Genomic DNA, 14,538 nt, shown 5'->3' with positions numbered 1-14,538 from the left:
AAAAAATAAAAAAGAAGTAAAATTTAACAAATAAAAGTTGCTTTGTTTTGAAAGTAAATATAAAAATATTTACTTTCAAAGGAGAACAAAATTATGAAATATTTTAGTCCAAGTTATTGATTTAAATTGTGAGTATTAACTGCTCCACTTTTAAATAATAAAATACAAGGTATTAATGGTAAGTCAATTGATAATTCAAATATTAAAAATTGAGTTAGAAAAAATACGACTAGTTTAGATTTAGTAAATCAACAATTAAATTTTGCAAGTAATAATCAAACAGATTTTATTATTAACAACCCAACAACAAATAGCAAAATAAATATGAATAAACATCGTCATGAAAAACACAGAAATCGATTAAAAAGAACATTAAATGGTAAAAACGAAATAAGGGGTAGTTGAGGTAAAGTAACTTGTTCATTTACACCAAAAACTTTTGAAGGAATAATAGCTGATTATCATTATTGAAAAGATAATCCTGCATGAGAACTTGGCGAAAAATTTAAAGAGGATATGATGCAACGATATAATTCTAATGATATTTCAATTACTGCAATTTTTCCATGAACATAAAAAGAAATACAACAAGTAGGTAAAACAATTTGAGATAATTTTTCAAAAATTGAAAAAGTATATACAGATAGTTCTAGAAAAGAACGTATAGAAATTGTACTTTATGAAAAACCATTTAATTGATTTGATTTTGAATCAGTAAGAATAATAACAGAAGATGAGAAATATTATCCAAATAATCGTCTTGATAATTTAGAAAATGATTTTCCAGATTGAAATAAAGATATAAAAATTAATTTAGGAAAAATTAATCATAACGTTGATAACGAAATGAAAAGTGCCATAAAGAAAAAATATCATAATTTTAAATTATCAGAAGTTTATTTATTGGATAAATCTAATTACTCACACTTTATTGGCTATTTTGAAAAAAAATAATTGTTGGTACTTTTAGTCCCTATTCTTATGGTTTGACAAAACCAACTTTTACCTATGTAACACAAGATAAATTTAATGAAATTTCAAATATTATAGCAAATGATTCAAAAGTTAAACAATGATTTGCACATATAAATGAATGAAATTCTACTTTACCACAAGCAATCAATAATTCTAAAACATTTAATCCTCAAGCATTATATAATTGAAAAAGACAAGAAAAAGAAATAATAAAAGGTTATATAAGAGATTGAAGTTATATTTCAACTTTAATTGAACATGAATTAAAGTTAGATGAATTAAACAAAAATATTCAAGGAATCAAAGCAGATTTTGAAACTTTACAAAAACAAGTTAATGAACTTGACAACAGACTTCTAAATCTAGAAAATAAATCAAATTTAAATTGTGAAAACACATTAACTATTGTTAATGGTGATTTAAATACTATTCCCATAATTGGTAATGTTGGTGGTGGTATTACAACAATGGCTTCTGGTGCTTGTGCTATTGGTGGTGTATAATTTTATTTTTTTATATCTTGAAAATCAATTTTAAGGCACCAAATTTGCTGCTCGACAAACGATTTAAAATTTTATATAGTTCAGTATTCACAAAAATAATCTTTTATAAAAAGAATTTTATCTAATTTTAATTTGGTATTATTAGTATCCATATCTTCAAGGATGGTTTTTATTTGGTATATAAACCTTTTTAGTTTTTATCAAATCCTCTTTGATAATTGGTTTTGGTGCTATTTCTTTTAATTCATATATTTGATGATTATAACTAAGATATAACTCATTAATAAACGATTTAAGTACAATTACATCAGTTCTAGGTTGTATGTATTGAACTTTGCTATTTTTATAAGGAAAATACTTTTTACCATAATATGTTATAGTTGAACCACTATCCGTTTTTCTTTTAGAAAATCTTGAAAGATAAATATTTATTTCTTCTTGGTTTGGAGCTTTAATCATAGCAGATTTATTATTATCAATAGGTAAGGCAAATTGCTTATTAAAAATACTTATATATATTTTAAGAAATTGATTAGCTTCTTCTAAATTTTTAATTTTATTAAGTCTAAGTTCACTAATTAAGCGACTTTGAAGTGTTCCAAATAAGCGTTCGATTCTACCCTTAGCTTGTGGAATGGAAGTTCTAATAATTTCAACACCTAAATCATTACAAGACTTTTGGAATTGAGTATAAGTATCATTTTCCGTGTTTATTTTGCCAGCATCGATTTGTTTTTTTATATCCAAAAACTGTTCTATTATCAGTATAAAATGTTTTTGGTATGCCATATTTAGTTAAAATTTGATAAAAAACATTATAATAACCATCTAATGTTTCTTGATGATCAAATCATAGTCCGACAATATTTCCTGTAGCATCATCAATTGCAGCATGTAAAAAAGCTTTTGGTTTATCCTTACCAAATCAATGATGATTACTTGCATCCATTTGAATTAATTCACCAAAATTTGTTCTTTGGTTTCTTGTAGGATGCAAGTTATTTTTCTTATTTTTATGTCTTTTTGGTGAAGTAATTTTTTCTTTAATTAATATAGTATAAAGTGTACTATATGAAATTTTAATTTTTTCTTCATTGTTTAATTTCTCATGGAAATGTTGAAAATTAAAATTATAATATTTGGTTTTATATAAATTTATAATCTTAATTTTGATTTCAAAATTTGTTGTTTTATTAGAAATTTTATTTCGGGATTTATGAATAAAACCAACTTTACCTTCTCTATTGAAAATTTGAATTAATTGGTTAATTCTTCTAATAGTTAGGTTAAGTTTATTCTTAGCTTGATGTTTAGATAATTTATTAATAATAATGTCATTTATAATATTAAACTTATATTTTTCTTTCATAGTCATGCTTCTTTCCATATTTATCACCAAGTATATTTAACTTTACTTTTGGGAAATTTTTACTCGATAACTAATAGGAAATTATCACTAAATAATGACATACCATTTAAATGAGTTGAAAAATAATTAAATATTTATTAAAATGTAAATATTCCTAGTTAAGGAATTTTTAAGGAATTTTAAATTTAAATTTTTTTCAAGTTGTTGTCAATTTGAAAATTATTTGCCAAGATCAAAAGTAATAGTTTTAACAATGTTTTTAGGAAGAATTGATAAATAATAACTGACATTTTTATTAATAACTTTAGTAGTTCTGTTTTTAACTAATATTGCTAAAGTAAATCGTGATACTCTTTCAACTAAAGTTATTAAACATGATTTGCTTTTACCTCGTGATGATACTATAGTATCTCCTTCTCAATGACCAAGTGTTATACGATCATTAACATTTATATCTCGTTCTTTAATTGATTTACCATTAAACTTGCCACGATTTTCTTTAGATTTTCGTTTTTTACCTTTTCTTCTTAAATTTTTACTAGTAACTTTATCAAGCATTCCAAAATAAATTCAAGTATAAATTGTTTTAAAACTAATAACTCACTCTTTATGAAAATTTTTAATTCTGCCATAAATTTGTTCAGATGATCAACCTAATAGTAATTTTTGTTGTACATATTTTACTAAATTCTTATTTTTAAACTTATGAAAACTAATATGTGATTGTTTTCGATTTTCAGCTTTATTTTGTGCAATTAATGAAAAATAATGATTATTATCTTTATTTCTATTAATTTCTCGAATAATAGTACTAATACTTCGATTAAGATTTTTAGCTATTTCACTAATTTTAAATTTAAATTTCAATTGATTCTCAATATAAATCCTTTCATCTATGCCAAGATGTTTATAACTCATATAAAAACTCCTTACTTTTTTCTAAACTAAATTTAGCATTATGAAATTTTTATATGAGAATTTTTTGCAATTTTATTTACTTGCACTTACAAGTATAACTCAGCATTTAAATAAGTATTACAATAAATAATACTATTTTAATGTAAAATTATAATTATTAAATTTAGGAGCAAATCATGACAAAAAAATTTTATATTACTACCCCTATTTATTATCCTAGTGCTAAATTACACTTGGGACATGCTTATACAACAATTATTGCTGATGTTTTAGCTCGCTATAAGAAAATGCAAGGTTATGAAGTATTCTTTTTAACTGGAAGTTATGAACATGGTCAAAAAATTGTTAAAAAGGCGGATGAAAATAAACAAACTCCACAAAAATTTGTTGATGATATTGTTGTTGGGTTTAAGAATTTATGAAAAAACTTAAATATTGATTATGATAAATTTATTAGAACAACTAATAAAAATCATATTTTAAGTGTTCAGAAAATATTTAGCAAATTATTAAAACAAAATGATATTTATTTGGGAAAATATGAAGGGTCATATTGTATTTCTTGTGAAGAATTTTTGACAGATAGTCAAATTAATAAAATTAATAATACATGTAAAATATGTCAAGGTAATATTACTACTTTATCAGAACCATCATATTTTTTAAAATTGGAAAAATATACTAAACAATTATTAAAATATTATGATGAACATCCATTATTTTTATGACCACTTAATCGTAAAACGGAAATGATTAATAATTTTATTACGCCAGGTTTAGAAAATTTAAGTGTTACTAGAACGAGTTTTACTTGAGGGGTACCAGTATTAGAAGATCCAAAACATGTTATTTATGTTTGAATTGATGCATTAAGTAATTATTTAACAGGATTAGGTTATTTACAAGATGATGACATTAATTTTAAAAAATTTTGACTAGATTCAAATTGTGAAATTGTGAATTTAGTTGGTAAAGAAATTAGTCTTTTTCATATGATTTATTGGCCAATTTTATTAATGGCATTAAACTTGAGACAGCCAAATCGAATTTTGGCCCACCGTTGAATTACTAATGAAGAAGGAAAAATGTCAAAATCAAAAGGTAATGTTATTGATCCTTTAGTATTAGTAAATCGTTATGGTACAGATGGATTACGGTTTTTTTTAATGAAAGAAATTATTATTGGTCATGATGCAAAATATAGTCATGAATTATTTTTAAATTGTTATAACTCTTATCTTGTTAATGATTTAGGTAATTTGCTTTCTCGAACAGTTACAATGATCCTTAAATATTGTGATGGTAAAATTCCCAAAGTTAATTTAAATAAGTTACAACCAGAAGCAATAGAAATAATTAAAATTATTAAAAGTACTATTAATGATTTTAATATTGAAATGGATGAGTATCAAATTCATGAAGCAATTAATGTCGTTTTTAAATTAATAACTAGTGGTAATAAATTAATTGATTTAACAAAACCATGAGATTTACATAAAAATAATAAAACTATTGAATTACATAATATTTTAAATTTATTAGCAAATATTTTAATTATTAGTAGTGCTTTATTAAGTCCAATTTTGGTTAATAGTTCATTAAAAATTCATGAACAATTGGGTGTCTTAAAAATTACTAAACCAATAGTCAATATCAACTTGAATGAAGTTTTTAATAAATCTGTTAATAAAAAAGAGTTATTATTTCCAAGATTAAATATTGAAGATGAATTATCATTTTTAAACAATGCATTTAAATAAAATATAAGATTTATTAATAAAAATGTCAGTTATAGATAATAAATATCCAATTCATACAAAATGAATTGGAGAAATACCAATTACTGTAAGAAATAATAGAAAATGCAATTAGAGAAAAAAAGGAAAAAAAATAGGAGTCTTTAAGAACAATTAATCAATCAAAATTAGTAAGTATTGAAATCCAAACCGAAATAAATGAAGAAAATGAGAAACCTAGTTGACAAGATCAAAAAATTGAAGAACAAAAAATTAAAAATAAATTAAATGAAGAAGAAATAAAATTAACATCTTTAAATGAAGTATGAAAATTAATAAGTACTGAAATTCCAGAGTTACAGCAACCTTTATCAGAACAATCAAAAAATGCAAACAAACAAAAATGAGAGAATAGAGGGGCTTAATAGAATCTCAATTACCTTTGGAAACAAAAGCAGAAATATTAACTGCAGTTTAAACTATCAAGTAGAAGAAAAACAAAAAAATACAACAAATTTTTATAAAAAAAATAAAAAATGTATAATTTTTTTATACATTTTTGGTGAAAATTAAGAGTTAAATATGAAATTTATTCGGGTTCATAAAATGGAACAATAACTTTTAAAGTATCTGGCTCTTCAGTTTTTAGTAAACGTTTGTCAATTTTATAAAGGTTACTATTAGACATTGCAATTCAATCCAATAAGTCTTTTTCATAAGCAATTTCTTCATAGAAATCAATTAAGAATCAGTCATAAAATTTCGCAGTTAAATTATCATTATTTTCACGAGCACTTTTAACAAGTTTATTAGTAAAATCAAGTAATTCTTCTTTAGTAGATTTTAATTTTTTTAATGCTTCTTCAATGTTTTTTGTAGTAAAAGTTGGAACTTTAATGTCTTTAATTTCAACTTGAGCATCTTGATCCATTAAATAGTTACAAATTTTACGAATATGAACAACAGCATCAGCTGCTTCTACTTGGAAGAAGCGTGCAAACCCAGGATATCCTTTTTGATTTGCATCATTACTTAATTTAAAACTAAGCATTTGATATTTTAGATGTTCACTAATATAATCATTTAGATCATCGTTAATCTTTTTAATCATTCAATACACCTTCTTTCTTGGCTTTATATGTATTATACTACTTTAATACTATATATATTAAAATAAATTAAGAATAAAAATATTGTTAATTAATTGTTTGTGTTACATTTTTTATGAAGTAAGTTCAGTGAATAGTTCAAGACCAATTTGCTCATTTGCTCATTTATTTGGATGAACATAATCAAAGAAAAAATTATTATTAATAGTTTCTGGAGTTGTTCCATCAATATATCTTGGATTTAAATTTAAAGCTAAACCGGGAATTGATCATTTTATTGATTCATTAGTAATATTTTTTCCTATTTCTTGTGCTTCAGATAATAAATCACTAAAATTAGTTTCTAAGTCAAACGGTCTGATATTAATATCAGAATTATTTTTCATTAATTCAGTAATTTTATCATTTCATTTGTTATTATATTCATTTGATAAGTGGTTTGCTACTTCTTTAACAGATTGTTTTTCATTAACATATTTTGGAATATTACTAATGTTAGGCACATTGGCAATTATTAAATTTTGAGCACCAGCATTAATTAATGTATCAACAGTTTCAAACTCAGTTGTTATTGCATTATTAATAATTGACTCTTGTTTTGCTGTTGAATTTTCATCCATAGCAGAAAGCAGATCATTACCACCTATTTCAATAAAAATATCATCATTTTTTTGTATTTTATGATCTTTTAATAATTGATTAGCTTGGTGGTCAATAGAATAATGATTTAAGAATAATTGATATTCTCAACTATGATTTTGTCCAGCTTGTGCTCCACCTACAGCATAGTTATTACCTTTTTGATATCAAGCTGGTAATAGTTCTGTTCCTAGTTTTTTCGCTAAAATACTAGCAGCAACATCGCCATTAGTAAATGAATTATGATAAAAAGGTTCTTGAAATTTAACTTTATCTATATTTCAAGTATCATAAGTAAAAATATTAGCTAAATTACCATTATCTGATAAACTGTCACCAAGGACATATAATTGTGATTTCACACTTATTGGTTCATTAAAATGTTTTGCTATCATTTCATTTCCAGCAGTTAAAGTTATTGCTGTCAGAGTGATATTTATTAAAAATGTTTTCATTTGATAAATTCCTTTTCTCATTAAAAATTTAAATATGAAGGTAATTTTTAAAAGAAAACTATATTCTCTTTTAAAAATTAATAACTTAACTTAATAGTAAGTTATTACCTTCATATTACCATATTAGTAGTAATGAGTAAATAAGGTTTTATTACAAAAATAAAAATTGATTTTAAAGAATGATTATATCAAATTAATTATGCTGAATTATACTTGTAAGTGCAAGTAAATAAAATTGCAAAAAATTCTCATATAAAAATTTCATAATGCTAAATTTAGTTTAGAAAAAAGTAAGGAGTTTTTATATGAGTTATAAACATCTTGGCATAGATGAAAGAATTTATATTGAGAATCAATTGAAATTTAAATTTAAAATTAGTGAAATAGCTAAAAATCTTAATCGAAGTATTAGTACTATTATTCGAGAAATTAATAGAAATAAAGATAATAATCATTATTTTTCATTAATTGCACAAAATAAAGCTGAAAATCGAAAACAATCACATATTAGTTTTCATAAGTTTAAAAATAAGAATTTAGTAAAATATGTACAACAAAAATTACTATTAGGTTGATCACCTGAACAAATTTATGGCAGAATTAAAAATTTTCATAAAGAGTGAGTTATTAGTTTTAAAACAATTTATACTTGAATTTATTTTGGAATGCTTGATAAAGTTACTAGTAAAAATTTAAGAAGAAAAGGTAAAAAACGAAAATCTAAAGAAAATCGTGGCAAGTTTAATGGTAAATCAATTAAAGAACGAGATATAAATGTTAATGATCGTATAACACTTGGTCATTGAGAAGGAGATACTATAGTATCATCACGAGGTAAAAGCAAATCATGTTTAACAACTTTAGTTGAAAGAGTATCACGATTTACTTTAGCAATATTAGTTAAAAACAGAACTACTAAAGTTATTAATAAAAATGTCAGTTATTATTTATCAATTCTTCCTAAAAACATTGTTAAAACTATTACTTTTGATCGTGGCAAAGAATCTTCAAATTGACAACAACTTGAAAAAAATTTAGATGTAAAAATTTATTTTGACAATCCATATTCACCTTGACAAAGAGGTACTAATGAAAATACTAATGGTTTAATGAGAGAAAAATTTCCTAAAAAATTTATTTTTTCAAAAACTAATAAAAATGAAGTTCATAAATTTATATTGTCTTTAAATCAAAGACCGAGAAAAATACTAAATTATCTTTCACCAATCGAATATTTGGATAGAAAAATAATTTAGTTGCACTTACCTTTACAATTTAGCATTTGGATATATATTTGTAAAATTTTTATTTATTCCATCAGTACTTTTTCATAAACCAGTTGTGCAACTTCCTGCATATATTGTATACCATTTGGTGCAATTATAACTTTTTGATTTTTCTTATTTTTTAAGTCTTGAAAATCATTAATAAATGGACTATTAATCATAGTTAAATTTTTATTTAATTGATTTGATTTAAAACCATGATTTACAACATTATTCATAAATACTGGTTTTAAATTACTTGCACTTGTATCTACCTAATGCACTAAGAGTGATTGTAGTTAGTAATTTTTTCATTTTATTGGTTCTCCTATTGTTGTAATGATACTTCTGATTTAGAAGAAATGTTAATATTTTTTGATTCAGAAATTTCATTTTTTTTATTTTGTTTTTTTACCATTGCATTTTTTTGATTATTAATTTTAAATAGCATTTTATTGGTTTGTAATATTTTTTCTTTAATTTCTTCTATTGTTAATTTATTATGTTTGATTTCGTTTTCAATTTTCCCATTTCAATCATAAAATCCAAAACTTATTATTTTTAAAAAAATATTTTTAAATTTTCCATATTTTTGTTTTTTTAAATTTAATATATCTTGATTACATTTTTTTATAACTTCATTAAATTCATTTACATTTTTCTGAAGTTGCTTTTCTTTTTTAGTCATTATTTTTATTCTCCTTTATTGATATAATTAATGCTAAATTGTAAAGGTAAGTGCAACTAAATTATTTTTCTATCCAAATATTCGATTGGTGAAAGATAATTTAGTATTTTTCTCGGTCTTTGATTTAAAGACAATATAAATTTATGAACTTCATTTTTATTAGTTTTTGAAAAAATAAATTTTTTAGGAAATTTTTCTCTCATTAAACCATTAGTATTTTCATTAGTACCTCTTTGTCAAGGTGAATATGGATTGGCAAAATAAATTTTTACATCTAAATTTTTTTCAAGTTGTTGTCAATTTGAAAATTCTTTGCCACGATCAAAAGTAATAGTTTTAACAATGTTTTTAGGAAGAATTGATAAATAATAACTGACATTTTTATTAATAACTTTAGTAGTTCTGTTTTTAACTAATATTGCTAAAGTAAATCGTGATACTCTTTCAACTAAAGTTATTAAACATGATTTGCTTTTACCTCGTGATGATACTATAGTATCTCCTTCTCAATGACCAAGTGTTATACGATCATTAACATTTATATCTCGTTCTTTAATTGATTTACCATTAAACTTGCCACGATTTTCTTTAGATTTTCGTTTTTTACCTTTTCTTCTTAAATTTTTACTAGTAACTTTATCAAGCATTCCAAAATAAATTCAAGTATAAATTGTTTTAAAACTAATAACTCACTCTTTATGAAAATTTTTAATTCTGCCATAAATTTGTTCAGATGATCAACCTAATAGTAATTTTTGTTGTACATATTTTACTAAATTCTTATTTTTAAACTTATGAAAACTAATATGTGATTGTTTTCGATTTTCAGCTTTATTTTGTGCAATTAATGAAAAATAATGATTATTATCTTTATTTCTATTAATTTCTCGAATAATAGTACTAATACTTCGATTAAGATTTTTAGCTATTTCACTAATTTTAAATTTAAATTTCAATTGATTCTCAATATAAATCCTTTCATCTATGCCAAGATGTTTATAACTCATATAAAAACTCCTTACTTTTTTCTAAACTAAATTTAGCATTATGAAATTTTTATATGAGAATTTTTTGCAATTTTATTTACTTGCACTTACAAGTATAATTCAGCGATTTTGTTTGGCTTAATTTTTAAATTTTTCTACTAAATTTGGTGGACATGTCATTGTTGGTAATTTTTGATTTCCTGGTTTGTCTTGATAAGGTTTATTTTTCCAAAATGAAGCCATTTTTTAACTTGTTCCATTGGTTTTATTTTTGTTTCGTTTCTTTGAATATTTAATTTCAATATTTATAATCTAAATAATTTTTTAGTTGGAATTACAAGTATAATTCAGCATAAAATTTTTAGATATTAAACAAGTTTATAGTGTTTAGGAACCGCTCCTTGATTTTGATATTTTTTTAATTCTTCTTTAGTTAAACAAGGTGATTTTTTTGGTTCTTTTTGATTATAAAAATTATTGATTTTATTAATATCACTTTGAGTTAATGAACTTGCCATTTCGGTTCTTAATTTATAATTTAATTTTTCTAAGATTTTTTGCTGTTCATTTTCAATATTGATGATTATTTTATTTTGATATTTATCAATGAAAAAAGCTTCTTTAAATTTTTTAGTTTTTTTGCAAAAAATGATCGTAATGTTATTTTTTTGTTCAATAAGATTATTTAAAATTTTATTTTCTTCAATATTTAATAATATTGTTTTTTCTATTTTTTCATCTTTAATATTAGGTAATGTTTCAATATTTCAATTGTTATCTTTATGTTTTGAAATGATAATTGGTTCTGAAATATATTTTAATTTTTGATCATAGTCTGAATTTTTAATCAAAAGTGATTCTTCTAGTGTATCAGTTAAATCTTGTTTTGCCTTAGTAATTGTATCTAACTGTTGTTGTGATAAATCTAGTTTATCTGTTAAATATTTTTTTTCTTGAATAACTTTATTTAATTGTTTAGCTAAATTTTGTTTTGTTTGATTTAAATCAATAATTTGTTCTTCATTACTTATTTTAGTTTCTTCTAAAGATTGAACTTCATCAGTTAAATCTTGTTTTGCCTTAGTAATTGTATCTAACTGTTGTTGTGATAAATCTAGTTTATCTGTTAAATATTTTTTTTCTTGAATAACTTTATTTAATTGTTTAGCTAAATTTTGTTTTGTTTGATTTAAATCAATAATTTGTTCTTCATTACTTATTTTAGTTTCTTTTAAAGATTGAACTTCATCAGTTAAATCTTGTTTTGCCTTAGTAATTGTATCTAACTGTTGTTGTGATAAATCTAGTTTATCTGTTAAATATTTTTTTTCTTGAATAACTTTATTTAATTGTTTAGCTAAATTTTGTTTTGTTTTATTTAAATCAATAATTTGTTCTTCATAATTTTTATTATCAATTTCAAAATTTTCTAATTCTTTTTCTTTAAATATTAAATTTTGACTTAGTCGATGATTTTCTGGCTTTAAATTTTCTAATTCTTCATATTTATTATCATTAGAATCATCTTTTAAAGATGATAATGAATTTTGTAATTCTTCGAAGACTTGAATTAATTTGTTTTTCATTTCTAAATCATAATTTACTTTTTTTCAATTTTTTAAAAGATTTTTGATACTTTTTTTAAAATTTTCAATTTTTTCTAATAAATATTTATTTTTTTCTTCTAAGTCTTGAATAGTATCTTATACAAATGTTTGATTTAATAAATTTTCTATATTTTCATATTGATTATCATTTTCTAATGATAAACTTTCTAAATGTAATACTTCTTCAATAAATTTATTTTTAAATTTTAATTAATAATTTGATTGATATAAATCGTTCAAAATATTTGTGATACCTTTTTTAAACGTTTCAATTTTTTCTAATAAATATTTATTTTTTTCTTCTAAGTCTTGAATAGTATCGTATACAAATGTTTGATTTAATAAATTTTCTATATTTTTCATAAGTTTTAATTTTACTCCTTTTTAATAATTTGCTAATAAAATACTAACAAACATTATAAAATAATAATACAATTTAAATGTGTTTATTAACAAAATTGATTTTGTAATTTCATTATTTTTTACCATATCTTATAAAAAGCTCATATTTGCTAAAAACAGCAAATATGAGCCAAATAAAGGCATATATCTAAAAAGGAGAAATTATGAAGAAACTTTTAGGTTTAGTATTTATTCCATTATTTATAATTGAATTTATTTTTGCAATTATTGTTATTATCACAACAAGTATCGTTTGCAACTATAATTATCCATATAATGACTTTCTTAAAATAGAAAAAAATATGAGCTTATCAAAAAATAAAAAAATGTTATTTATATTATGGTTGATATGACAACCGGTTTTGATGTTACATCAATTTTACAAGGTAACTCGCAACTAGCAAATAATTTTACTGGTTTTACAAATTATGAAAATGTAATTACTACTAAATTGGATTAATAGCAATATCAACAATCATTTTCATTTTGTCATTTTCACTTGTTAATTGCATAATTTTCTCCTAATTTTTATTGATAAATATTAAAAATTTTAAAATAAAAATTTAGTTATTACAATAGTCATGTATTAAAATTTACATTTTTTGTGATTTACTACTAGAACTTTGTCCTTTGCTTGTTGAAGCTTCGCTATTTACTTTTGATTTTTCTTTTTCAAATCCAAGAGCATTAGCAACTCTTTCTCGTCTTTCACGTTCGTTTTTTTCTCCTCAAGCTTTATTTGTTTCATCAACTCTTTTGTTTCACTTGTCTTTATCTGCTTGGCTTCATTTTTCCATATTATAAAATTCCTCTCAATTTTTTTGAATATTTTTTTCTATCCTTAAAATATCCAAGAAAAATTATATATTTTTAAAACGAAAAATGTGTAAAAAATAATAAAAAATCGCTATTTTCAAAAAATAGCGATTAGAACTTTATTGTTTATGTTAATAAACATTTTACTTTATTTCAGTTATGATTTGAACTTATTGAAGATTGTGGACCTTGATTATTTACTGTATTTTTTATATCTGAATCAAAATCACTGACGTTTAATGGTTCAATATTTGAACTATTATTTATGGTTTTATTATTTAAGAGTTCATTTATAGTTTTATCTTTTCTATTGTCTAATTCTTGTTTTAAAATATCATATTGAGTTTGTAATTTAGTTTTTAGTTTATCACTTATTAAATTTTTAATTATTGAATCACGTTCTTTTTTGTTTTTTTCTTTAAGTTCTTCATTTTTATATATTTTGTTAGAAATTCATGATTCAACTTTTTTTGTTATAGGTGAAAATAATGATGAAAATATTTTACTTCCAATACCGATTGTAACTAAAAAAGCACTAATTGTAATTTTATCAATAAATATGAAACTACACCGTTTAGATCACCACAGAGTAATGGTAAGATTGAAAGATTTCACAGAAATTGAAGTAATTTATTTGAAATAAAACCATATTTAAATAGTGATTTTAGTTTATTTCAAAAATTAGTGAATTCTTTTCAAGAATATTATAACAATTCTAAACCACATAAATCATTAGGATTAATGACTCCTATGGATTATTTTGATAAACTTTTATTATATGGAAAATAGTCCAAAATGTTTGTACTACCTTACAAATCTTTAAATTAAATATAATCGTTACCAGCGCCATCGTCCAAGACCACACCGGTAACTAGATAATTGTATCGTAATAAGCATTTTTTCAATGATTACCAATCAATTTTGCAATTTCTGCAACTTTTGATTTAAGTTCTGGTTTTTGTTGAATAATTTCTGCTCTCTTTTCTTTACTAAAAAGCATATAAGCACATTCATTGGTCTTTTGATTTTATTTGACATATTTTCACTTCCGAAAATTTAAACAAAAATAA

15 protein-coding genes and 2 pseudogenes are annotated in these 14,538 nt (G+C 22.4%); 5 read left to right on the top strand and 12 right to left on the bottom strand.

Translation table 4 applies throughout. The features are described 5' to 3' along the window. Positions 1–93: 93 nt before the first annotated feature. Together AAHM79_RS09265 and AAHM79_RS09260 are read left to right on the top strand one after the other, a co-directional pair. On the top strand, positions 94–576 hold the full coding sequence (locus tag AAHM79_RS09265; RefSeq protein WP_342257722.1) for a hypothetical protein: 483 nt from the start codon (positions 94–96) through the stop codon (positions 574–576). Between the two features lie 410 nt (positions 577–986). Further along, the gene (locus AAHM79_RS09260; protein WP_342257721.1) at positions 987–1,478 is read left to right on the top strand and encodes a hypothetical protein; all 492 of its coding nucleotides are present in this window, start codon (positions 987–989) and stop codon (positions 1,476–1,478) included. Between the two features lie 141 nt (positions 1,479–1,619). Here AAHM79_RS09260 and AAHM79_RS09720 read toward each other — a convergent pair. Continuing rightward, positions 1,620–2,865, bottom strand: a pseudogene (locus tag AAHM79_RS09720) (ISNCY family transposase). 201 nt (positions 2,866–3,066) lie between these two features. Continuing rightward, positions 3,067–3,765 (bottom strand): IS30 family transposase, encoded by a 699-nt coding sequence (locus AAHM79_RS09245; RefSeq protein ID WP_342257719.1) that lies wholly within the window; start codon positions 3,763–3,765, stop codon positions 3,067–3,069. A gap of 176 nt (positions 3,766–3,941) precedes the next feature. Between AAHM79_RS09245 and metG the strand changes: the two genes are divergently transcribed. Further along, a complete protein-coding gene (gene metG, locus AAHM79_RS09240; RefSeq protein WP_342257718.1) occupies positions 3,942–5,525 on the top strand; it encodes a methionine--tRNA ligase in 1,584 nt (527 codons plus the stop codon). 565 nt (positions 5,526–6,090) lie between these two features. Here metG and AAHM79_RS09235 read toward each other — a convergent pair. Then, positions 6,091–6,612, bottom strand: a complete 522-nt coding sequence (locus AAHM79_RS09235; RefSeq protein WP_174481292.1) for a ferritin-like domain-containing protein — start codon at positions 6,610–6,612, stop codon at positions 6,091–6,093. 111 nt (positions 6,613–6,723) lie between these two features. Then, positions 6,724–7,704, bottom strand: a complete 981-nt coding sequence (locus tag AAHM79_RS09230) for an SGNH/GDSL hydrolase family protein (protein ID WP_342257717.1) — start codon at positions 7,702–7,704, stop codon at positions 6,724–6,726. Between the two features lie 305 nt (positions 7,705–8,009). Here AAHM79_RS09230 and AAHM79_RS09225 point away from each other — a divergent pair, with 305 nt between their 5' ends. Beyond that, positions 8,010–8,960, top strand: coding sequence for an IS30 family transposase (locus AAHM79_RS09225; RefSeq protein ID WP_342257716.1), 951 nt, complete (start codon positions 8,010–8,012; stop codon positions 8,958–8,960). A gap of 53 nt (positions 8,961–9,013) precedes the next feature. Here the strand turns inward: AAHM79_RS09225 and AAHM79_RS09220 are convergent, their stop codons facing one another. The 7 genes from AAHM79_RS09220 to AAHM79_RS09190 form a co-directional block, all read right to left on the bottom strand. After that, positions 9,014–9,208 (bottom strand): hypothetical protein, encoded by a 195-nt coding sequence (locus AAHM79_RS09220; protein WP_342257715.1) that lies wholly within the window; start codon positions 9,206–9,208, stop codon positions 9,014–9,016. A gap of 89 nt (positions 9,209–9,297) precedes the next feature. Then, a complete protein-coding gene (locus AAHM79_RS09215; RefSeq protein ID WP_342257714.1) occupies positions 9,298–9,657 on the bottom strand; it encodes a hypothetical protein in 360 nt (119 codons plus the stop codon). Between the two features lie 56 nt (positions 9,658–9,713). Next, a complete protein-coding gene (locus tag AAHM79_RS09210; protein ID WP_342257713.1) occupies positions 9,714–10,664 on the bottom strand; it encodes an IS30 family transposase in 951 nt (316 codons plus the stop codon). Positions 10,665–11,011: 347 nt separating this feature from the next. Next, positions 11,012–12,229: a hypothetical protein gene (locus AAHM79_RS09205; protein WP_342257712.1), complete on the bottom strand. Its 1,218-nt coding sequence runs from the start codon at positions 12,227–12,229 to the stop codon at positions 11,012–11,014. A gap of 231 nt (positions 12,230–12,460) precedes the next feature. Then, entirely contained in the window at positions 12,461–12,613 is a 153-nt protein-coding gene (locus AAHM79_RS09200) for a hypothetical protein (RefSeq protein WP_342257711.1), read from the bottom strand. 632 nt (positions 12,614–13,245) lie between these two features. Continuing rightward, a complete protein-coding gene (locus AAHM79_RS09195) occupies positions 13,246–13,449 on the bottom strand; it encodes a hypothetical protein (protein ID WP_342257710.1) in 204 nt (67 codons plus the stop codon). 145 nt (positions 13,450–13,594) lie between these two features. Further along, complete coding sequence (locus AAHM79_RS09190; RefSeq protein WP_342257709.1) at positions 13,595–14,083, bottom strand: hypothetical protein; 489 nt, start codon at positions 14,081–14,083, stop codon at positions 13,595–13,597. Between AAHM79_RS09190 and AAHM79_RS09715 the strand changes: the two genes are divergently transcribed. After that, positions 14,018–14,257 (top strand): integrase core domain-containing protein, encoded by a 240-nt coding sequence (locus AAHM79_RS09715; protein ID WP_425289563.1) that lies wholly within the window; start codon positions 14,018–14,020, stop codon positions 14,255–14,257. The genes AAHM79_RS09190 and AAHM79_RS09715 overlap by 66 nt on opposite strands. 82 nt (positions 14,258–14,339) lie before the next feature. Here the strand turns inward: AAHM79_RS09715 and AAHM79_RS09185 are convergent. Further along, a pseudogene (locus AAHM79_RS09185) lies at positions 14,340–14,477 on the bottom strand (hypothetical protein); the annotation flags it as partial. Between the last annotated feature and the right edge of the window lie 61 nt (positions 14,478–14,538).

Source organism: Spiroplasma endosymbiont of Nomada ruficornis (assembly GCF_964030795.1).
Classification (GTDB): Bacteria; Bacillota_I; Bacilli_A; order Mycoplasmatales; family VBWQ01; genus Spiroplasma_E; species Spiroplasma_E ixodetis_A.
The sequence above is the reverse complement of the archived record's forward strand: the minus strand, read 5'-3'. Positions and strand labels throughout refer to the sequence as shown.